We start from the raw sequence: 22,977 nt of genomic DNA, 5'->3' as shown, positions 1-22,977 counted from the left end.
TAATTAGCACTATACAACAGAGACTATTTTGCAAATTAAGATTTTGGAGTTTATGTGATGGCTGGTAGCCTTAATAAAGTTATTTTAATTGGTAATCTTGGCGCGGATCCTGAAGTCCGTCGTTTGAATTCTGGTGATCAAGTAGCAAATTTGCGTATTGCTACTTCAGAAAGTTGGCGTGATCGCAATACAAATGAGCGAAAAGAACGCACAGAGTGGCATAGTATCGTTATTTTTAATGAAAACCTTGTAAAAATTGTAGAACAATATCTAAAAAAGGGCAGCAAAATCTACATTGAAGGTCAGTTACAGACACGAAAGTGGCAAGATCAAAATGGTCATGATCGTTACACAACCGAGGTTGTTCTGCAAAAATACCGTGGTGAATTACAAATGCTTGATGGGCGTGGAGTAGTTGCTGGAGAGCAAGTGCACGGAGTAAATCAGGTAGGTGGAAGTTATACTAGCAGTGGTTTTGATAGTAGCTCAAATAAAAAAACAGCTTTTGGTCAAAACAATAGCCAATTGGAAGAAAGTTTTTCACACAAATTAGATGATGATGTACCTTTTTAATAGTCTTTAAGGTATAGTACTATTACTGTTTTTTGTTTTTTGTTCCAGGTCTTAAAAGTTTAGCAAGTAGGTTCTGCTCATTTTAGCTATGTTATTTTAATATAAATAAATAACATGTTGAAAATTATTGTTAAATTTCTTTTCTCTCTTGGGACAGAAATTGGCTTTTTGGTGTATTTTTCGATATAAATAAAGTGAATTGATTCTTTTTTGAAAGTCTTAAAGCTGTGACTGATCTTACTCCACCACAAGAATGCGATGTGTTAACCGGCATTGAACCGGTTAGTATTATTGATGAAATGCAACGCTCTTACCTTGATTATGCGATGAGCGTGATCGTTTCGCGTGCACTTCCGGATGTACGTGATGGTCTTAAACCAGTTCATAGGCGTATTCTGCATGCTATGAATGAAATGGGGCTATCCTTTAATAAGTCTTATCGTAAATCTGCAGGGGTTGTTGGTGAGGTCATGGGGAAATTCCATCCCCATGGTGATGCTTCGATTTATGACGCGTTGGTGCGTATGGCACAGGATTTTTCTTTGAGAAATCCATTGATCGATGGTCAAGGAAACTTTGGTTCTGTTGATGGTGATCCACCTGCGGCGATGCGCTATACAGAGTGTCGTTTAGAGAAAGTTTCGGAAGAGCTTTTAGCTGATATTGATAAAGATACTGTTGATTTTCAGGATAATTATGATGGGCGCGAGCGTGAACCGGTAGTTTTGCCAGCACGTTTCCCTAATCTTTTGGTCAACGGGTCAGGTGGGATTGCTGTGGGAATGGCAACCAATATTCCTCCACATAATCTCGGTGAAGTTGTTGATGGTTGTATCGCTTTGATTGATAATCCTGGTATAACGCTTGATGAGATAATTGAAATCATTCCTGGTCCTGATTTTCCCACTGGTGGTATTATCCTTGGTCGTGCAGCTGTTCGTTCAGCCTATTCGACAGGGCGTGGTTCAATTACTATGCGTGCTAAGGTTGATATTGAAGAAATTCGCGTTGGTCGACAGGCACTCATTGTGAGTGAAATACCTTATCAAGTTAATAAAGCGTCGATGGTTGAGAAAATAGCCGAATTGGTACGGAGTAAACGCATTGAAGGAATATCTGATTTGCGTGACGAATCTGATCGTGATGGATATCGCGTCGTTATCGAGCTTAAAAAAGATGTTGTTGCGGAAGTTGTTTTGAACCAGTTATATCGTTATACGCCGCTGCAAACTTCCTTTGGTTGTAATATGGTTGCACTGAATGGGGGAAAACCTGAGCAGATGACGTTGCTTGATATGCTTCGTGCATTTATTTCTTTTCGAGAAGAAGTTGTAAGTAGGCGAACAAAATATCTTTTGCGTAAGGCGCGTGAGCGTGCACATGTTTTGGTTGGTCTTGCTATTGCTGTTGCCAATATTGATGAAATTATAGCGCTTATTCGCAAAGCTCCTGATCCACAAACAGCGCGGGAAAAATTAATGGAGCGGTGCTGGCCAGCTGCTGATGTGGCACCTTTGATTAAACTGATTGATGATCCCCGTCATATTATTTATGAGGATAATACTTATAATTTATCTGAAGAACAGGCGCGTGCTATTTTGGAATTGCGTTTACAAAGGTTGACAGCACTTGGACGTGATGAAATTGCAGATGAATTGAATAAAATTGGGGTGCATATTACTGACTATCTTCATATTTTGGCATCGCGTTCACGTATCATGGGTATTGTTAAGGATGAATTAAAAGCTCTTCGTGAGGAGTTTTCAAGCCCTCGACGTACTGTATTTGGTTTTGGTAGCGCTGAGGTGGAAAACGAAGATCTGATCGCGCCTGAAGATATGGTGGTGACGGTTAGCCATAGTGGTTATATTAAGCGCGTTCCTCTTAAGACGTACCGTGCACAGCGCCGCGGTGGTAAGGGGCGTTCTGGTATGTCTACAAAAGATGAGGATTTCGTAACTCGATTGTTTGTGGCTAATACACACACCCCGGTTCTTTTCTTTTCATCGCGTGGAATTGTTTATAAGGAAAAAGTTTGGCGTTTACCTATTGGTACGCCGCAATCGCGTGGGCGAGCTCTCATTAATATGCTTCCTTTGCAGCAAGGTGAGCGAATAACAACTATTATGCCCTTACCAGAAGATGAAACGAGGTGGAGTGCATTGGATGTTATGTTTGCAACGACGCGTGGAACTGTGCGTCGTAATAAGTTATCAGATTTTGTTCAAGTTAATCGTAATGGCAAGATTGCAATGAAACTTGATGAAGAAGGAGATGAAATTCTTTCTGTTGAAACTTGCACAGAACATGATGATGTTGTTCTAACAACAGCTAATGGGCAATGTATTAGGTTTCCAGTTATTGAGGTTCGTGTTTTTGCAGGGCGCAATTCGGTAGGGGTACGTGGTATCAAATTGGATAGCGGTGATAAGGTTATTTCGATGGCTATCTTAGAGCATGTTGAGGCCACATCTGTTGAACGTTCCGCTTACGTTAAACGTGTGTTTAGCGAACGGCGTGCAGTTGGTGCAGATGCTGAGGAGATTGTAACTCTTGATGAAGAATGTGGGGGGGCTGAAACAGAGTTGACAGATGAGCGATATGCAGAACTTCATGCCCGAGAACAGATGCTTTTAACGGTTAGTGAGTTTGGTTACGGAAAACGATCTTCCTCATATGAATTCCGGATTTCAGGACGTGGTGGAAAAGGGATTCGCGCGACAGATCCATCTAAGACCATTGAGATTGGTAAATTGGTGGCTGCATTTCCGGTGAGGACACAAGATCAAATTATGTTGGTGTCAGATGGAGGGCAACTTATTCGTGTTCCCGTTGACGGTATTCGTATAGCTGGTCGTTCAACTAAGGGTGTGACGATTTTTAATACAGCTGAAGGTGAAAAAGTCGTATCGGTTGAGCGTGTTTCTGAATCTGAAGATGATGATGGCCAATTAAGTGATGAGAGTGAAAAACATACTGGTGCGGTTGATTTTAGTGAAGATAAGAAATTTTGATGATAGCGAAATAAAATGACTAAAATTGCTCTTTATGCAGGTTCCTTCGACCCTCTTACAAACGGTCACCTTGATGTTTTAAAAGGCAGTTTGGTGTTGGCCGATAAAGTAATTGTGGCTATAGGTATACATGCTAAAAAAAAATCACTCTTTAGCTTTGAAGAACGCGCTGACCTAATTACAAAAGTTGGAAAAAATTTGTTAAGCATAGGTTCTGATCGATTGCAGGTTATTTCATTTAGCACTCTCTTGATTAATAAGGCTCGTGAAATTGGCGCCTCATTTATTATTCGTGGATTACGCGATGGTACTGATCTTGATTATGAAATGCAGATGGCAGGGATGAATGGAATCATGGCTCCTGAATTACAAACTATCTTTTTACCAGCGAGTGTTTCTGGGCGTGCGATAACTTCCACATTGGTACGTCAGATTGCCTCTATGGGAGGTGATGTTGCGCCTTTTGTACCTTCATATGTTGCTAAAGCTTTGCGCTTGAAGTTTCAGTCTTCAGGAGAGAATGATTATGTATCTTAGATTTTTTTCTATTTTAGTATGTTTGTTTTGTTTTTTTTCATTGAATGTTGTAGCCGGTGATTACAGCCTTCTTGTCTTATCTCTCAAAAATGGTGATGTGATTATTCGTTTACGTCCTGATTTAGCTCCAAAACATGTGGAGAGAATCAAGAAATTAACGAAGGAAGGTGCTTATAACAATGTCGTATTTCACCGTGTTATTCCTGGCTTTATGGCACAAACTGGTGATGTAAAGTTTGGAAAAAAGGGAAGTATAGATTTTGATCCTAAACGTGTTGGTACAGGTGGTTCAAATTATCCTAATATACCAGCAGAATTTTCAAAGCAGCCATTTAATCGTGGCACTGTGGGGATGGCGCGTTCACAAGATCTAAATTCTGCTAATTCTCAATTCTTTATTTGTTTAGATGACGCTGCTTTTTTAAACGGTCAGTATACTGTTGTTGGAGAGGTCATAAAGGGAATGGACATTGTTGATAAAGTTAAAAAAGGCACTGTAAGTAATAATGGATCTGTAGCAGATCCTGATATTATTAATACCGCTACTTTACAAGATAATAGATGAAAGGGGTGAATTGTATGGCTGAGATTAAAGATTTAGAAAATACCTTAATTCTTGAAACAACAAAGGGTAGAGTAGCTATTGAGCTTTTTGTTGATTTAGCTCCTGGTCATGTTACGCGCATTAAAGAGCTTACACGTGAAGGTGCTTACGATAATGTTATTTTTCATCGTGTTATTGATAATTTTATGGCTCAAACTGGGGATGTACAATTTGGAAAAAAGAATGGTGAGAAGTTCAATTTATCACGTGCTGGTATGGGAGGCTCAGAGAAGCCAAATTTAGCAGCTGAATTTTCGAATCTTTCTCATAAACGTGGCGTGGTTTCTATGGCACGTAGTCAGGATCCCAATTCTGCTAATTCGCAATTTTTTATCTGCTTTGCTGATTCACCTTGGCTTGATCGTCAATATTCCATTTTTGGGCAGGTTATTGAGGGTATGGAGAATGTGGATAAAATTAAACGTGGTGAGCCTGTTGTAGATCCTGATGTAATTCTCAAAGCTGTAGTTGCTGCGGATAATAAATAGTACAATTTTATTGGTTCAAATTGTAAAATCATATAGTGAGCATATGTCCGTCTGATTATTGTAGCTTTAGTCAATAAGAAGGTGCGGCTGTTACATGTTTATTCTCCACATTGGGCTTTGTTAACTTTAGGTACAATGAATTAATGGCATGTTGTGTGCCATTTTTTTTAATATTATTTGCTAATAAGATGTTGCGTTCAGGATTGAGAAATTTAACATCATAATAATGCTTATTTAAAAATTTTTGCTGAAGAGAAGATATAAGTTTCAATAATATAAGCTATTTTATTGGTGTCAATTTTGGCGGTGAAGTGTTCTTTCGATGTATATATTTTTTTGTTTGGTCAAAGTGTACTTAGGATATTGAATACAAAACTGTATAGCGCTTTTTACTTGTAAAAAAAGCTGTATAGCTATGCACTATCGTTTTAATTGGATTATAGAGTTACTGGAAAACTCTAGAAATTATTTACATTCCATATATAGGTAAAAGATTTTATCAATTCCCCATTTTCTAAAGTATTATTGGAAATAAATGTGCATGGAAGTAAGCTTTTTCCTATTGAAAAACGTCTTCATAGTTATTTAAGACTATTACGTGTCGGTATAGATATTTTGATATATTATAAGGAATTTCTAATATTTTTATAAAAATAGATTATCACTTTTATTATTGTGATTAATTGATAGCCAAACTTTATTTATCTCGTTTAATTTTTGTACTGGTTATAATACCTAAATTTAGCAAATCAAAAATCAATCCGTAAAATGTATGCTGATCTTAACAAGAGAGATATACCTTTTCTTTCTATAGAATACAGGTTTATGGAATCGAAAAGTTAGGAATGATGATAAAAACATTTTATTATAGAAAAATTGCTCAAGATGGATATGCGCGTCGAGGTGAAATTATAACTGATCGTGGGTGTATTCGCACACCTGCATTTATGCCAGTTGGAACGGCAGGTACCGTTAAAGCTATGTATATGGATCAGTTACGCGCTCTTGGAGCAGATATTATTTTGGGTAATACTTATCATTTAATGTTGAGACCGGGAGCTGAGCGTGTTGCACGTTTAGGAGGTTTACATAAATTTTCACGTTGGTCTGGACCTATTTTAACAGATTCCGGTGGATTTCAAGTTATGTCTCTTGCGGGAATTCGTAAAATTAGGGAGCAAGGTGTGATTTTTCGCTCTTACATTAATGGAGCTTACCATGAAATGAGTCCGGAGCGTTCTATAGAAATTCAGGGGCTTCTTAATGCGGATATACAAATGCAGTTGGATCAATGTATTGCATTACCTGCAAGCGAAAAAGAAATAGAAGCTGCTATGGAACTTTCATTGCGGTGGGCGCAGCGTTGTAAAGTAGCTTTTGGTGATCAACCAGGAAAAGCATTGTTTGGTATCGTTCAAGGTGGTGATAATCTAAAACTGCGTGAACGGTCTGCTCAAGTATTAAAAGAGATGGATTTGAGAGGCTATGCTATTGGAGGTCTTGCTGTTGGTGAGCCGCAGCATGTTATGGTAGCCGTGTTGGAGACTACTTGTTTGATATTACCAGAGGATAAGCCACGCTATCTAATGGGGGTGGGCACGCCTGATGATATTTTAGTAAGCGTTGCTCGCGGTATTGATATGTTTGATTGTGTTATGCCAACACGGGCAGGACGTCATGGTTTAGCTTTTACGCGCTTTGGTAAAATTAATTTGCGTAATGCGCGTTATGCAGAGGATCCGTCTCCTCTTGATTCACAATCACTTTGTCCTGCTGCATATGATTATAGTTGTGCATATTTGCATCATTTGATTAAATCCGATGAAATTCTTGGTGGTATGTTGTTGACTTGGAATAATCTTTTTTATTATCAGCAGCTTATGCAAGGAATTCGTGATGCAATTGAAGAAGGACGTTATACCGATTTTTGTGCTGAAACACGTGCTTTATGGACGAAAGGACGCTAAGGTGCTGACTGTAATTCATGGCACTTTCATTTTTTATGCTGCTTAAGTTATTGTGTATTAAGAATTTTTTCTAAAAGTGAAGTTAAAAATGCTTTTCAAAAGTATAAGTTTTTTCTCGTCTAAAAGATATATGCACAGTTTTGTCGGTATATATTCTTTCTGCGGCTGTACGAGTGAGTAGACAAAAACTGTCACTCCGGTACGCACTACCTGATCCGGAGAAGACAGTTTGTTTCTATTTCTAATGACTGTTTAGACCAACAATATTAATGAGGAGTTAGTAAACCCTTAAGGAATTATGAAAATTGTATTTTTATAGGATGTTTTGTATTTTTTTCGTTAAATAATTAACGCATGGTGTCTTAGTTTTGATAAGAGTAATTTTTTTGAATTTGAAAATGCTAGCGGTTAGTACTTTAAAATTGCAGAGTTTATTTTATCTGGTGATGATATTTAATAATTGAAGTTCCATTTAATTACAAAATATTGTAGTTGCAATACGGTTTTAAAAACGGATATTTGAGATTAAAGTGCAACTAAATAGAAATGATGACGATAAAGAATTTTCATAAAAAAAGTGTTTTTACATCCAAAGTTAATTTTAGAACACGGTGTTTAGCAAGTTTAGCTCTTGCAGTGGGCAGTTTTTCTATTGGCACGACGGAGTTTGTTGCTATGGGTTTACAGCCGGAGATGGCACAAAGCTCATCTGTTGATATTCCTACAGCCGGTCAATATATTTCTGCTTATGCAATGGGTGTTGTGATTGGAGCACCTCTTTTAGCTGTTGCAACAGCTAAATTGTCACATAAAACTGTTTTGATAGGATTGATGTTTTTTTATGCAGTGGCAAATATGGTCAGTGCTTTTTTTTCTGATTTTGGCATATTAGTAGCATTGCGATTTATCAGTGGTTTCCCACATGGCATCTATTTTGGGCTTGCGGCTATAGTTGCGGCTTCAATGGTAAAAATGAATGAACGTTCCAAAGCTGTTGGGCATGTTATGCTTGGTTTAACAATTGCAACTGTTTTGGGAGCACCAAGCGCGACTTGGATTGGTCAACTTTTTGGGTGGCAGATTGCTTTTATCCTTGTAGGTTCTGTTGCTTTATTGTGTTGTTTGCTTATTTGGAAGTTTTTGCCTTCTGGTTTAAATATTCCAAAAACAAGCCCTTTACGTGAACTGGATGCGTTAAAGCAAAAACAGGTGTGGTTTCTTTTGGCGATGGTTTCTGTTGGATCATCAGGATTATTTTCTGTTTTCACTTATATTAAGTCAACGTTAGTGCAGATTTCTGGTGTTTCGCTTGATTGTGTGCCATTTATTATGCCATTCGTTGGATTAGGAATGGTGGCAGGTAATCTTTTGGGTCCTAAATTTGCAGTTAAAGTTGGTCTTTCACCAATGATATTTTTTTCTATGCTTTGGAGTACATTTGTTTTTTTTCTTTTTTTCTTTTTATCCCATGCTCCGTTAACGGCAGTATTAGGATGCTTTTTTGTTGGTACTTCTTTTGCAGCTATGCCTTCTATACAAACAAAAGTCATGGATGTTGCTTTACATGGACAGATTTTGGCGGGAGCATTAATGCAATCTGCTTTTAATATCGCAAATGCTCTTGGAGCAGAATCTGGAGCATGGATTTTGAATTTGGGCTATAGTTATGAATATACTTCTGTTCTTGGTGGTGTTCTAACTTTGTGTGGATTACTAATTTTTTGCTTCTCATGGTATGCGGAAAAGTGTGATTAATATTTCCTTTTGTTATTGGGGGAAAAAATACTTTTTTGTTTATTTAGCATTTTATTGTCCTATTGGATTTTTGAATATGTTATAGGAAACACGTATAGCAAATGGAATAGCAAGACAAAACAAGAGGCTAATAAGTGCTGCAAGAAGAGTTTTGGCGGCTAAAATTATTCCTACCATTCCTCCAGGGTTAAAGAGGCCAGCAAGATTGGTGACTGTTCCTGCAAGCGTCGCGCTTAACGCAGCTGAAAATAGCTGTACAGAGGTAAGTGATTCGCTAGCACGTAGAGCGTCTTCATCGTTTGCACATTGTAATATCCGTGTTAACAAATGTGGCCATGCTCTGCCGGCACTAACCCCGATAGAAAATAATGCAAAGCAAATGATAAAAATATGCCTAGATGTGGAAACTTCTATTGGAATAAACCACAAAAGAATTCCTATGCCTAATAAATTTAATATGGGAGAATACACAATAATACTGCGAATTTTTTTTGTGGATACGCCGGCACTTGATAAGGCACCACACGTCCAACCGAGGCTCATGAGGGCAGTCATATAACCAGCACTAAGTGGATCTTGTCTATGAATCTCTTGAAGAAAAAGTGGAAAATAAAGCTCGATACTACACACTACTATAGTCATGGTGAGCATCAATGCGTAAACAGGAAAAAACTCAGAAGTGAAGGAAAAAGAGTTTCGTGGTAGCATGGGATAGGGTGTGGACGTTTCGATCTTTGCGAGAATGAAGAAAAGACTCAATCCGGTCAATAGTCCGCAGATTTTTGCAATAGTAGTATCCATAGTTCCCCCCGCAGAAACGATAAAAATTAGTAAGATGAGTATAAGGAGTTGTGCAAAGGGGAGTGGGGATGTTGGAATATAATTTTTATTTTCTTTTGGTAAAATTTTAAGAGCTACGAGTAAAAGAATTATTGCTAACGCGCCAATAACCAAAAAAGATGCCCTCCATCCACCATATTGTATTGAGATACCACCAATAGCTGGCCCTAACAGGGTTGATATTCCCCATACTCCAGAGATAACACTTAATGCATACGGCCATAATGGTGGATTGAAAATAATACGTACCATAGAATAGGATAAGGATAGCAAAGAACCACTTCCAAATCCTTGAATAAAGCGTCCTATTAAAAATAACGGCATAGTTGATGCAATACTGCACACAAAGGTTCCAATGGTAAAGATGAAACCAGAGACGACATAAGCTTTACGTGGACCTATTTTTCCTAATATTGCTGTTGCTAGTGAAGTGCCAAGGAGTGATGCTGTAATAAAAACAGTAGCTACCCAAGAATAGTACACCTCACTGCCAATATCATTTATTAGAGAGGGTAAAATAGTAATAACAATATAAACGTTTGTGGCATGTAACATCACACCACCGGTAAACGTTAAAAAACGAATACCGTTTTTGCCCCGTAAAAGTGCAGACCAGCGTTGTTTTTCCACTTTTTTGCTATTTAGTTAAAGAATTGACCTCTTTAGTATTTATAAGGCAGTCATTTGGATTTGCCAAGAGAAGATTCAAAGCTCTCCTTTCGCAGAGCTTTAGAATTTAATTAAGTTATAACTTAATGCTTCATTGCCTTTTTGAGATTTTCATCAATTTTATCGAGGAAACCTGTTGTAGAAAGCCATTTTTGTTTAGGTCCAATCAAAAGAGCGAGGTCTTTTGTCATAAAACCTTCTTCAACGGTTTTGATACAAACTTCTTCTAACGTCGTGACAAAGCTTTTTAATTTTTCATTCTTATCCAATTTTGCACGGTGTGCAAGCCCACGTGTCCATGCAAAAATAGACGCAATAGAATTTGTTGATGTTTCCTCATTTCTTTGATGTTGACGGTAATGACGTGTTACTGTTCCGTGTGCCGCTTCTGCCTCAACAATTTTACCATCTGGTGTCATAAGAACAGAAGTCATAAGACCAAGGGAACCGAAGCCTTGGGCAACGATATCAGACTGAACATCACCATCATAGTTTTTACAAGCCCATACGTAACCACCTGACCATTTAAGTGCAGAAGCAACCATATCATCGATTAGGCGATGTTCGTAATGTAATTTACGGCTTTCAAATTCAGCTTTAAATTCCAAATCAAATGTTTCTTGAAATATTTCTTTAAAACGGCCATCATAAGTTTTGAGAATGGTGTTTTTTGTTGAAAGATAGACTGGAACATTGCGTTGTAATCCATAATTAAAAGATGCGCGGGCAAAGTCACGAATTGATTCTTCAAGATTATACATAGCCATAGCAACTCCCGCACTCGGGGCATCAAAAACATCATGTTCGATAATTTTATTGTCATCGCCAACAAATTTAATGCTTAACTTGCCTTTGCCGGGAAACTTGAAATCAGTTGCCTTATATTGGTCGCCAAAAGCATGACGTCCGATAATAATTGGCTTGGTCCAATTAGGAACGAGACGTGGGACATTTTTGCAGATAATAGGCTCACGAAAAATAACTCCTCCTAAAATATTGCGGATCGTACCATTAGGTGATTTCCACATTTTTTTAAGATTAAACTCTTTAACACGTGATTCATCAGGGGTGATAGTTGCGCATTTTATACCGACCCCATACTTTTTGATAGCATTTGCAGAATCGATCGTTACTTGATCATCAGTTGCGTCTCTATTTTCGACTGAAAGGTCGTAATATTTGAGATCAATCTCGAGGTAGGGGTGGATTAATTTATCTTTGATATATTTCCAAATGATGCGAGTCATTTCATCCCCATCGATTTCAACAACAGGGTTTTCCACTTTTATCTTTATCATTAGAAGTCCTTTTTATCTAAGTGAGATCATTTTATAACACTTTTAGGCTTGTGATGAAAAGTAAAAACAGAAATAATAAAAGAGCATACAAGTATGATACCTAGTAAGATATAGCATCATATAATATGTCAATTTTATTGAGAAACTAACGTGTAAAAAATCATTATATTCTTAATGACGATCAATATATAGCTGATGAAAAGCTTACATAATAAAAAAACAAATGAAATTTATAAAGAGGAGATTTACTTTTAGGAGATATCCAATTTAATTGTTTAATAAATTTATATTAATCATGTTAGTTATGATTTTTAAAGATATTGTATTCAGTTTCAACTCTAAAGTGGTGAGCTGTTTGTTGAGATAAAAATCAAATATGATGTATAAGGAGCTGTAATCAGGAAAGTGGTATACAAGATAAGCCAAGGTCTGAGTTAGTTTTAAGATATCGTAGAAAGACTTAAAGTTATTTTTAGCTAGAAGAAACTCAGCAAGGACTGAATCCAGTTTAGCTAAAAAAATAATAGATATATGCGTTGATATGACATATAAATTCGTTATTAAGAAATAACACTATAGAAGAATTCCATATTTTGAAGTCTTCACCTTATGGTCAATATGTATGATCAAACATTCTCTTAACGCTTGTTTAGAAACAAGAGTTTGAAAAGATTTTGATGGTATTTGAAGAATAGGGAAGAATATTGAAGTAGTAGAAAATTAGCAGAAATTGTGAATTATTTTATATTAGATTAGATCTGCATTTTAAAGAATGATTAAAAAGTTTTTTGAGATAAAATTCGCCGCTGAAAATAAAAACAGATGAGTATTATCAAATTTAAAATGAATAAACCCATTAATACGAATTAAGGATTTTAAGATGCGCGAGTTTTAAAATATTAGCGTGAAAGCAATATTTAGTTTTATGAAATAGATAGCGTTCTTTATTTTTTTTGATCCTTTATTTCACGTAATTCATAGAAGCAATAAATGATATTTTTACGTATTTAAAGAAATGTCTCCAAAGAGTTGAATAAGTGTCATAGAAAAAAACTCCGCAAAATTCTTTTTATGGTGAACTGAAGGCATAATCACAAATGCATTTCAGAATATAAATAAGTCATAAAAGTTTTAGTGTTCTGTCAGCTGGTTTTTAATAGATAAAACTAAATCCAGCGTTATATGGTAATCACGACAGTCACGTCATTAATCTGTTAGTACATGATTTTGTCAATGTAGCTTTAATGGCTTATCTTTCCTTAATTTTTTGATTAAAAAGGAAAATCCGTGTTAATGTATTGGCTATATCTATTTTTATTTTCATATTTTAGATCACACCTAAAAGAAATAATATATACGCTTTCCCGTATAACTGACTTAAAATCATTTTATATGCTTACACTCTTTGGCTTTATTATTGCGAATAATGTTTTGCAAACTGTCCAATGATGTATGTTAGGCTCATCTCATTTCAGCATCTTTGATAGTTTTTAATTTTTCTGGATTTTATTGGAATGTATCGAGCAGTAAAGATCACTTTTAGCAATTTTTGTTATAAACATGTGTACTGCTCCTGATATAGTCAAGTTCGTAGATTTGATAACTGTATTATACAATCTCTTAAATTCCATCAGGTATGCGTGCTTAAATTTTTCCTATTTCTTATACATCTCTTATTTTAATTGTACTACAATGTGGTACATATCGAGCTAGCGTGAAGAGATTTATTATTACACTTAAAGTGCACTACAATTTTAAAAGTTAGGGGGAGGAGTTAGCTTAAAAGACAGTTGCGTAAAGGAGCATTTTAAAAAACTGTCTCCCTACCTTTATTCATGTATCCCGAACCTTGAAAAAAGATACATGCAGTCAAAGTGTTAAATATTATAAAAAGGATAATGGTACGCCCAAGGGGAATCGAACCCCTGTTTCCGCCGTGAAAGGGCGGCGTCCTAACCGCTAGACGATGGGCGCAAACCACTGATGAGGCTTATAGAGAGGATCTTTTTACTTCGCAAGCCCCATACGTGATTTTTTTTAAAAAAATGCATTTTATTGAGTTATTTTTAAAGATCTTGTTCTTGTTTGAATTATTTTTTAATGAGCAAGCTGTTTTTTTACTTATCATTACGGGATTTGTGTGGAGTAAAATCTGTCTGTATTTGCTCAAAAAGCTTTTACGGAAAAAAATGATGGATTCAAGATTTTTAATAAATTTAGGAGTCTCTACAGGGTAGTTTACTGAAACAGAATAACAAATATTAATAGAAACAAAAAAATGATGCGGAGAATGATAGGCTTTATGTTTTTTGCCATTTCGTTCATTTATGTATGTCTTAATGAATCATCTAATATAATAGAATGATTTATATTATTAACAATTTATTCACACTTTTTAAAAAAGGTTCCATATGTCTTTTTAACTTCAAGAAAAACATAATAAACATGGCCATTTATTATATAATCGCATAATTTTTTTTAATACTAATACGCTCTCATTTTCCCAGATAATTGTATTTTCATACATTTTTCGGATATATATTATGTTAAAATTATTGTTTTGACATTAAGAAAGGGTATTTTTTATAAGATTATGCGGAGTTTAAGAGTATTAATTAATTGCATATCTAAGCTTTTGCTTGTTTATTTTTTTGTATCTATAAGCATTACATACAAATTTTAAGATACTAACAGTCTTTCCTAAACCTCTGTCATTATTTAAAAAATTCTATACAGATTTCTTGTAAGCACTTTACCTATATCATAATACATATTGTTGATTTTATAAATTCCAGAGATTCCTTGTATGTCTTATATTTTATCAGGGGAAAAAAGAAGGCGTTTTCTTGATTTTGAAGCTGCTGTTGCGGGAGAAAATCTTGTTTCATCAAGGAATGGGAAAATAATTTTTGGGAATCTTATATCATGGATTTATGGTGTTCTGAGTGAAATTTGCAATTATATATGTTAGCATACTAGTTACAGGTGATCTTTCAGTTACAAATTTTTTGGCAGATACACAAAGATTTGATTATGCTAAATCTGATCCAACTTTTGATATTACTAGAAATGATACTGTTCATTCATTAGTTTTATTGACAAAATTTGGCATTTAAGAATAGCGGTCTTGTTCGATGATATCTAGGTTGTAAGGAATAGAAATATTTTGCAGAATGATCTCCGTGCATCGAATAAATAGGGTTATCAAATTAAATTTTTAAGGATTGCATTAAAAATAGGTTCTGAAATCGAAAAACATTTTTATCCAACAATATCAAAAATGCTCAGATACACGGCGTAACAAGTGCTGTTTTTATTCAAAATGATTTATTAGGTGAATTATTGTTTTTAGTATATAGCTGTTTGAAGAAGTGCAGCATTGAAGCTTTTTTCTCATAAATAGCACTTAATTTTCATCCTACAAGGGGGGATATCATTTATTTGAATGTTCATGATTATGTGGATGTTTTTTCTGACTGCAAGATATATGGATGGTAATCATATTTTATCAACATTGACTGTTCAAAAGCTTTTTAGCAAAGGTAAGGTTATAAAAACAATCATTTTTATAAAATATGAAACAACAGAGGTGAATATTTGATGAGAATCTTCAGGAACTAAAAAAGCTAGTTCTCTTGTTACACATTTTGATGCATTTGTATGGAACATATGCGATAGAATTGATAATTGATTTATAATGGCAAAGAAATGGAGGATCAGGGGATATTTTTCTTTTTTGAAAAGTACTCGTCTTTTCCTAATGCTTTCTTCTTAATGCTTGGCAATAAACGCTAAGATTTTTTTTAGTGCTCATTCAGTAGGATTTTTTATATGCTTACAACTCAGAAGACTTTAAATGGACTTGATCGTATTCTCACACTTGAATTAGTACGTGTAACTGAGCGTGCTGCCGTTGCAGCTGCACGTTGGCGCGGACGTGGTGATGAAAAAGCTGCTGATCAAGCTGCTGTAGATGCGATGCGTCAGGAACTTAATCGATTACCTGTCTATGGTACAGTGGTGATTGGTGAAGGTGAACGCGATGAAGCTCCTATGCTTTATATTGGAGAGAAAGTTGGTCTTCAAAATGGACTGGAAATTGATATTGCACTTGATCCGCTTGAGGGAACAACAGTTTGTGCTAAAAATCTTGCTAACTCCTTAGCTGTGATTGCAATTTCTGAAAAGGGTAACTTACTTTATGCTCCTGATGTTTATATGAAAAAAATTGCGATTGGTCCTGGTTATCCCACAGGGGTTGTTGATATAGACGCTTCTCCTGCCGATAATATTCACGCCCTTGCAAAAGCTAAAGGAGTTTTTGTTAATCAGATTGGTGTCTGTATTATGGATAGACCTCGCCATGAAAAACTGATTGATGAAGTGCGAGCAACGGGTGCATCAATCCGTTTAATTGGTGATGGGGATGTTGCAGCTGTTATTGACACAACTAACTCAAATGAAACGGGTATTGATATCTACATGGGGATTGGTGGGGCCCCAGAGGGCGTATTAGCGGCTGCAGCCTTACGCTGTATTGGTGGGCAGATGCAAGGGCGTTTGCAACTTGACACAGAAGAAAAAATTGCACGCGCAGCTAAAATGGGGATTGATAATCCCAGTAAAGCCTACACAATAGAAGAAATGGTAAGGGGTGATGTTTTATTTGCTGCAACAGGCGTAACGGATGGCAATATACTTTCTGGTGTTAAATTTACTTCTCATTATATTCAGACGGAAACTCTTGTGATGCGTTCATATACTGGTACAGTTCGTAATATTAAAGCACAGCATAAATACTTTTCAAAATTTAAGTAATACATTCTTTTTTCGCTTTGTTATTAAAAGATAAAAGAACATTTTTATGGAGAATACATCTCCATAAAAGCATTTAAAAGATATATCCGCAGAAGCAATGAAAGATAACTAAGAAATATCTTTCATTGTTATGAGAGCTGGACAGAATGCACCCAACCATTTTCGTCTTCTATATTGCCTCTTTGGAGGTCAACAAGTTGTGTATGAAGTTGTTTTGTTACCTTACCAATCATTTCATTTCCAATAACAAACTCACCATTTTTGTATTTAAAACGACCAATTGGTGTGATAACGGCTGCCGTACCGCACGCAAAGACTTCTTTAAGGTGACCACTTAGTGCGTCTTCTTTGAGCGATTCAAAAGAATAAGGACGCTCTTCTATCTTTAAGCCCATTTGCTTTGCTAATTGTAAAATTGAATGACGTGTTATTCCTGGAAGGATGGTGCCATTAAGTGCGGGTGTTATGAGTGTATTATTTTCCATAATGAAGCAAACATTCATACCACCGAGCTCTTCGACCCACTTATGTTCTACCATATCAAGGAAAAGCACTTGGCTACAATTATTTTGTATTGCACTGTTTTGTGCAAGTAAACTTGCTGCATAATTTCCACCACATTTGGCTGCTCCTGTGCCACCTGGACCAGCGCGACTATAATCTGTTTCGATCCATACGCTAACAGATTTTTCTTTCCCTTCAAAATATGCTTCAACTGGAGACGCTATAATACAAAAAAGACATTCTTGAGAAGGATGAACCTTTAAGAGGGGTTCATTGCCAAACATGAATGGGCGTATGTAGAGGCTAGCGTTGGGAAGATTAGAAACCCATTTTTGATCAATCTTTACCAATTGATTGACTGCATCTAAAAATATATCTTTTGGTAACTCTGGCATAGCTAGCCGTTGTGCCGACTCTGTAAAACGTTGTGCGTTGGCATCAGGGCGGAATAATAAAATGCGGCCATCTTTTGCACGATATGCTTTTAAACCCTCAAAAATTTCTTGTGCATAATGTAAAACGGTACTTGCTGGGTTAATCTCTAAAGATTTGTATTGAGAAATGACGGCATTATGCCAACCTTTGGCTTTCGTCCATTGGATGGTGCACATATGATCTGTAAAAAACTGACCAAAACCAGGACTTTTTAAAATTTCTTCACGCTTCTCGTCTGATAGAGGTGATGGATGTTTTTCTATTTTAAACGGAAGTGATGTTATTGGAGATTTCATGAGGAAAACCTTTAAGGTATGTTTTATATCTATGTATTTTTATAATAAAATTATGATATTATCATAAATCTATGATAAAAAAACTCTTTGTGTCAATGGCTTATGCTTAAATTTAAAGAAAAGACTTTTTTGGGCATTTTTCGAATTTGTTTGTATGATCTCTTTACTGGATTTTATTGGGTTATTTTTAATTTTTTTATATATCGAACATTTTCAAAATAGGTATTTAAATAATTCTTTATATCCATAACTTTTAGATAACTTAAGGATAAGGAATTGAAAAAAGAAATTTTCTATAATTGATAAAAATTATAAATTATTAAAAAATTTATAATTCAAGAGAAAGAAAGATCGTGCATAAAAATTCAATTGTTTGAGGTATCTTTTCTATCCTTCTTGCGATCCTTATTATTTTGTTTCTAGCGATATTTTTAAAAAATTCTCTAAACGTATATTCCATTGTAACATTACAGAATAAACTGGTAGCATAATCAAGTCCGAAAAAAGAGTTAAATTCGCCATCTTAGGTACCTGATATCTATAAACGTGCGATTTCACATTTATTCCAGAAGTATAACTCTTCAGACAAAAAAATCCAATTAGGCATAGTTTAAGGAGTAAAGTCATCTCAAATGTATGAGCAAAAAAATAATATGATTTTAACTTTCATATGTAATCGATAAGCTAATGAATTTGTATCAGAGTAAAATATTGCAACTATTGTCAAAATTGTTATATTTCTATTTAACGTGTGACAAAGCAGTTTCCACCAAAACCTTTGATATTTTCACAAAGGGCTATAGCTTTATTTCGGTTTTGCATTTGAATACGAACACGATAATAGGTTCCTTTTCCTGGTATAAAAGCAGAATGAATATTTAAAGGACGGTCTCCTATAAGGAATCCAAATCTGAACTTCATATTTCTCAAAGAATCTCTAGCCAATACATGAGTTGGTTGAGATGCAAGTTGGACGTAATAAATTTCTGTATTTTGTGCGGCTATTCGATTCGATTCTGTTGGACGAGAAGCTGCATGTGTTTGTATCCTTGAATTTCTCTCTGCTTGTGAAGGAATAGGGATAACTTTCTTTTCGATATTAGAATTAGCAGTGTTTTTAGTTATTATATTATCAATATCATTCGTTAAATTATTTTCTGTTTCTTCGTTATCTAGATCGGAATCTTGTGAAAAAACAGGGGACGAATCTTCAAGTTTATCTAAATCGGTTTGATCAATTATTTTTTCTTGACTATTAGAAGTTTCCTTATCTGTGTGATGCATTGGCACCAGTGAAAATGTACCATCTTCGTTTACAACAACAGTTTGTACTTCTCGTGTTGGAATGGTGTGATTGGTGGCTTCTATTACTACGTCTTCAACGTCAGATTCATCATGGGAAGATGATGAAATTTGTTGATTTGACTCTGGTAAGTCTTCAGGCTGCTCAGAATTATCAATGAGAAATTTTTGCGTATTTTCCTGTTTCCCATTTTGTTTATAAATATATAAATTATGTGCAAGATCGTTTTTCGTTTCTGTTGTTTCTTGTTTGAATTTGAAAGGTGTATTATCAGCGCGGATAATGGGTGCGGTCGCATTTTTTTGTGATGGCACAAAAAAATGAGAATAAGTGGCAATACCAATTGCTATTACGACAAGAAGAACAATATTTTTGGAACGAGTTTTACCAACAACAAAATTTTTTAGGGAAGAGATGGCTGATATATGAGTGGGGATTTCAGCAGCTCCTCTGTACAATGATTTCTCGGGAAAAGAAGAGGAATCATACCTTATATTATCAGTGGGGAAATAATTGGCATTTTGATTTTCGAAATTTGAATATACATTTTCTCTAGGTTGTTTTGTGGTGTTATGAAAGATTTCATTGAAAATTTCATTGTGTTGTGGTTGATGCGAAAAATTTTCTGCTGGAACATTTCCTACATTCAGTACATCAGCAAACTCTTCTTTTAAACCATCGGTCTGTACATTATACTCTGGAGCTTCATACGGAACTTCAGGAACCATAATTGGTCCCGTTTTTTCTACAATTTCCTCTGCGAATTTATCAGTATAAACATTTGGAGGAGGGGTATTCCTGTACGTATAGTTATGGTTAGTAAAAAAACTATCTTTTTGTTTCGTGTTAAGGCTCTTTGATGAGTGCTGTATATCATTTAAAGTATCTCGATCAACTGGGAATTCTTTTGCATTGCTTGTATCAGAGATATTTTCAAAATTATTGATGTATTGTGTTGGAGCGTTGTGATATTTTGAACTTTTTTCAGTATAAGCTTCTTGCACAGAGGTTTTTTCTTCATAAAATTTTGGAGGGTTGCTATTGTACCCTTCTCCCCAAAAATCTTTTAAATCAGACTGTTTGTTAGCTTGTGTTGAATCTAAAGTTGATGGAAAATCACTTGTTGTTTCATCTTTTACAGTGTTTTCTTCCCTTGAAATAAGCTCAGAAGCTGATGAAAACATGTTTTTCTCTGTAGAGGAGGGAAAGGTATCACCATAATATCCTTCAACCCAATTTTCTTGATCTGCTGAAACTTTATATGGACGGTTTACTGGATTTTCGTAAAAGTTTTTATTATCGCCATAATTTTGTTGTACATTCAAGACGTTTTCTTGTTGTAAAACTGTTTGTGAAAAGCGGTTATATTGCTCAGCCTGTTGTTGAGTATTTTTATTGCTGCCTTGTTTATTAGTTTTACTTAAAAAGGGATCTTCTGATTGTGCATTAAAAGTACTTTTTTCAAATAAAGAATTAGCATTGACTTTTGCAGTTCTGCTTTGAGGTGATTGGCTTTTTTGAATAGGTAATGGGGAAAGTGCGTCTAAAATTTGTTCTTCATCATGGCTCATAGGTGAAGAATTTCTTTCTTCGGCAAAAGAACTATTTTGTTCTGAAGAGGGGAAAGGAGTTATTGGCGGGATATATTGAGCAGGTTCATCGCTGATTGTTTGTGAATTCCATTGTTTCTCTTGATCATCAAATACCATGTCGTTCGTTAAATTGCTTTCGAACTCCGCTTCTAGAAAGGACAAATCAAAATCATCATGGGATGAAATTTCTTGGGGATGCGGCATTGATCGATCAGTCTGCAAGGAAGATTGATCGTTTTGATCTCTGTTTTGTCTATTCGAATTAAAAGTTCGTGTAAGTTTCTCCAACGAATCACGATGTTCATGATCTTGTTTCATTTCGTACGGATTTTTGCGATCGTTATCGCTCATAGCTTTTCTCACATGGTGACCTGCATCTGCGTGCAATAAGTGGTTAATTTTGATTTATTATATTTTAAAACTATAAATTCTCCTCCTTTCCACAAAGGGATATATGCAAAAGTTCATCAATTAAAGTACTTATTTTATGTATTTATAGAACTTTTTCAACGCATTTCTGTTGGTGCTTCAACTCCAACAATTGTAAGTCCTGATGATAAAATATTCATGATAGCTTGTACTAACCCCAATCTTGCTAGTGATAGTTCCTTATCATCGGGTTGAATAAAACGTAAAGCAAAATTATCACTTCCTTTATTCCAATGGGCATGAAAGTTGGAAGCAAGGTCGTAAAGATAAAATGCTAACCGATGTGGCTCTTTATGAACTACGGCCTGTTCAATGATACGTGGATATTCAGAAAGTTTGCGTATTAAGGATATTTCGCTATCGTTTGTTAATCGGTTCAGATGTGCAATCATTGTGTCATTTGAAAGATTTTCTATATGGAGGATTTCTTTTGCTTGACGAAAAACGGAGTGACAACGTGCACTTGCATATTGTACATAAAAGATAGGGTTATCTTTTGATTGTTCTGTTACTTTTGTAAAATCAAAATCAAGAGGTGCTTCGCACTTACGGTACAACATCATAAAACGTACTGGATCACGGCCTACTTCTTCTACAACATCACGTAAAGTGACAAATAATCCTGCTCTTTTTGACATGCGTACGGGTTGACCGTTGCGAAAGAGTTTTACTAATTGACATAAAAAGACGCTCAATTTGGCTTTATCACCTGAAATTGCTTTTGCCATCGCTTCTAGTCGTTTTACATAACCAGCGTGATCTGCACCAAGAATATAAATCATTTCGTCAAAATGGCGATTGAATTTATCTCGAAAATAAGCAACATCAGCAGCAAAATAGGTGTAAGAGCCGTCAGATTTAACTAAAACGCGGTCTTGGTCATCTCCAACATCAGTTGAGCGAAACAAAGTTTGCTCGCTTGGTTCCCAGTCTTCTGTATTTTGTCCTTTTGGTGGTGGGAGCTTTCCTTTGTAGATATAACCATTTAAAGTGAGGTCATTAATTGTATTTCGGATAGCGAGAGCATTATCTGCATAAAGCATTCGCTCAGAGAAAAAGATATCATGGTAAATATTAAGGGCGGCCAAATCTTTACGAATCATTGACATCATTGCATGAATTGCATGTTCCTTCACGATAGATAAAGCTTCATCTTTATCCATAGTGAGTAATTGATCTCCGAACTCTTGAGCAAGTTCTTGACCCAAAGGTATTAAGTATTCACCAGGATAGAGTCCTTCTGGAATTTCGTTAATTTTTTCGCCAAGAGCTTCGCGATAACGCAATAGCACCGAGTGAGCGAGTATTTTGATTTGCTTACCGGCATCATTGATGTAATATTCTTTTGTAATGTCATAACCAACAAACTGCAGCAAATTGGAAAGAACATCTCCAACAACGGCACCTCGGCAATGTCCTACATGCATTGGTCCTGTCGGATTTGCTGATACATATTCAACATTTATGCGTTTTCCCTGTCCCATTGGAGTACGACCATATGAGGTACCCAATTCAAGCATGGATTTTATTGCATTTTGCCAAAATGATTTTGTAAACACAATATTGATAAAACCAGGACCTGCAATGTCAATACTCTCTATGAAGGGGTCATTTTTGAGAAGTTTTATGATTTTTTCTGCAAGTGTACGTGGATTCAAGCCGATAGATTTTGCCAGTACCATAGCAGCATTAGTTGATAAATGACCATGTGAAGAATCGCGCGGGGGATCAACGGTGATTTTAGATAAATCTATATTTTTCCAACTTTCCCCTTTTATATCCAATAGTTCTAATGATTTTTTAATTTTTTTCTCGAAGTTTTTAAAGACATTCATATTCAGCTTCCATCACAGTA

The 22,977-nt window shown here is 35.6% G+C and carries 13 protein-coding genes and 1 tRNA gene; 8 read left to right on the top strand and 6 right to left on the bottom strand.

The genetic code is table 11. The features are described from left to right. Window positions 1-57 precede the first annotated feature (57 nt). From ssb to WCP76_RS05145, 7 genes are all read left to right on the top strand, one after another. A complete protein-coding gene (ssb, locus tag WCP76_RS05175) occupies window positions 58-573 on the top strand; it encodes a single-stranded DNA-binding protein (RefSeq protein ID WP_336294621.1) in 516 nt (171 codons plus the stop codon). Between the two features lie 227 nt (window positions 574-800). Continuing rightward, entirely contained in the window at window positions 801-3,587 is a 2,787-nt protein-coding gene (gene gyrA / locus WCP76_RS05170) for a DNA gyrase subunit A (RefSeq protein WP_336294620.1), read from the top strand. 15 nt (window positions 3,588-3,602) lie between these two features. Continuing rightward, window positions 3,603-4,124, top strand: coding sequence for a pantetheine-phosphate adenylyltransferase (gene coaD, locus WCP76_RS05165; protein WP_336294619.1), 522 nt, complete (start codon window positions 3,603-3,605; stop codon window positions 4,122-4,124). After that, complete coding sequence (locus tag WCP76_RS05160; protein WP_336294618.1) at window positions 4,114-4,689, top strand: peptidylprolyl isomerase; 576 nt, start codon at window positions 4,114-4,116, stop codon at window positions 4,687-4,689. The genes coaD and WCP76_RS05160 overlap by 11 nt, the downstream gene beginning before the upstream one ends. Window positions 4,690-4,703: 14 nt before the next feature. Next, complete coding sequence (locus tag WCP76_RS05155; protein ID WP_336294617.1) at window positions 4,704-5,216, top strand: peptidylprolyl isomerase; 513 nt, start codon at window positions 4,704-4,706, stop codon at window positions 5,214-5,216. An 848-nt stretch (window positions 5,217-6,064) separates the two neighbouring features. Next, window positions 6,065-7,183, top strand: a complete 1,119-nt coding sequence (tgt, locus tag WCP76_RS05150; protein WP_336294657.1) for a tRNA guanosine(34) transglycosylase Tgt — start codon at window positions 6,065-6,067, stop codon at window positions 7,181-7,183. Between the two features lie 546 nt (window positions 7,184-7,729). Continuing rightward, window positions 7,730-8,938 (top strand): MFS transporter, encoded by a 1,209-nt coding sequence (locus WCP76_RS05145; protein WP_336294616.1) that lies wholly within the window; start codon window positions 7,730-7,732, stop codon window positions 8,936-8,938. A 51-nt stretch (window positions 8,939-8,989) separates the two neighbouring features. On the opposite strand, the gene WCP76_RS05140 is transcribed toward WCP76_RS05145, so the two are convergent. From WCP76_RS05140 to WCP76_RS05130, 3 genes are all read right to left on the bottom strand, one after another. Beyond that, window positions 8,990-10,408 (bottom strand): MFS transporter, encoded by a 1,419-nt coding sequence (locus WCP76_RS05140; protein WP_336294615.1) that lies wholly within the window; start codon window positions 10,406-10,408, stop codon window positions 8,990-8,992. 122 nt (window positions 10,409-10,530) lie between these two features. After that, entirely contained in the window at window positions 10,531-11,745 is a 1,215-nt protein-coding gene (locus WCP76_RS05135; protein ID WP_336294614.1) for an NADP-dependent isocitrate dehydrogenase, read from the bottom strand. Between the two features lie 1,899 nt (window positions 11,746-13,644). Continuing rightward, window positions 13,645-13,719: transfer RNA gene (locus WCP76_RS05130), tRNA-Glu, on the bottom strand. 1,857 nt (window positions 13,720-15,576) lie between these two features. Here WCP76_RS05130 and glpX point away from each other — a divergent pair. Beyond that, a complete protein-coding gene (gene glpX / locus WCP76_RS05125; RefSeq protein WP_336294613.1) occupies window positions 15,577-16,563 on the top strand; it encodes a class II fructose-bisphosphatase in 987 nt (328 codons plus the stop codon). A gap of 128 nt (window positions 16,564-16,691) precedes the next feature. Here the strand turns inward: glpX and WCP76_RS05120 are convergent, their stop codons facing one another. From WCP76_RS05120 to argS, 3 genes are all read right to left on the bottom strand, one after another. Then, window positions 16,692-17,798, bottom strand: coding sequence for a branched-chain amino acid aminotransferase (locus tag WCP76_RS05120; protein ID WP_336294612.1), 1,107 nt, complete (start codon window positions 17,796-17,798; stop codon window positions 16,692-16,694). A gap of 744 nt (window positions 17,799-18,542) precedes the next feature. Further along, window positions 18,543-21,044 (bottom strand): SPOR domain-containing protein, encoded by a 2,502-nt coding sequence (locus WCP76_RS05115; protein WP_336294611.1) that lies wholly within the window; start codon window positions 21,042-21,044, stop codon window positions 18,543-18,545. A 155-nt stretch (window positions 21,045-21,199) separates the two neighbouring features. Next, the gene (gene argS / locus WCP76_RS05110; protein WP_336294610.1) at window positions 21,200-22,957 is read right to left on the bottom strand and encodes an arginine--tRNA ligase; all 1,758 of its coding nucleotides are present in this window, start codon (window positions 22,955-22,957) and stop codon (window positions 21,200-21,202) included. Between the last annotated feature and the right edge of the window lie 20 nt (window positions 22,958-22,977).

This window comes from Bartonella vaga, from assembly GCF_037070895.1.
Lineage (GTDB): Bacteria > Pseudomonadota > Alphaproteobacteria > Rhizobiales > Rhizobiaceae > Bartonella.
Note: the sequence above shows the minus strand (reverse complement) of the source record. Positions and strands in the feature narration are given on the sequence as shown.

Bases quoted from the DNA above. Each gene is read 5' to 3' on its own strand.
- ssb (WP_336294621.1), top strand. From the start codon at position 58: ATGGCTGGTAGCCTTAATAAAGTTATTTTAATTGGTAATCTTGGCGCG.
- coaD (WP_336294619.1), top strand. From the start codon at position 3,603: ATGACTAAAATTGCTCTTTATGCAGGTTCCTTCGACCCTCTTACAAAC.
- WCP76_RS05160 (WP_336294618.1), top strand. From the start codon at position 4,114: ATGTATCTTAGATTTTTTTCTATTTTAGTATGTTTGTTTTGTTTTTTT.
- WCP76_RS05155 (WP_336294617.1), top strand. From the start codon at position 4,704: ATGGCTGAGATTAAAGATTTAGAAAATACCTTAATTCTTGAAACAACA.
- tgt (WP_336294657.1), top strand. From the start codon at position 6,065: ATGATAAAAACATTTTATTATAGAAAAATTGCTCAAGATGGATATGCG.
- WCP76_RS05145 (WP_336294616.1), top strand. From the start codon at position 7,730: ATGATGACGATAAAGAATTTTCATAAAAAAAGTGTTTTTACATCCAAA.
- WCP76_RS05135 (WP_336294614.1), bottom strand. From the start codon at position 11,745: ATGATAAAGATAAAAGTGGAAAACCCTGTTGTTGAAATCGATGGGGAT.
- glpX (WP_336294613.1), top strand. From the start codon at position 15,577: ATGCTTACAACTCAGAAGACTTTAAATGGACTTGATCGTATTCTCACA.
- WCP76_RS05120 (WP_336294612.1), bottom strand. From the start codon at position 17,798: ATGAAATCTCCAATAACATCACTTCCGTTTAAAATAGAAAAACATCCA.
- WCP76_RS05115 (WP_336294611.1), bottom strand. From the start codon at position 21,044: ATGAGCGATAACGATCGCAAAAATCCGTACGAAATGAAACAAGATCAT.
- argS (WP_336294610.1), bottom strand. From the start codon at position 22,957: ATGAATGTCTTTAAAAACTTCGAGAAAAAAATTAAAAAATCATTAGAA.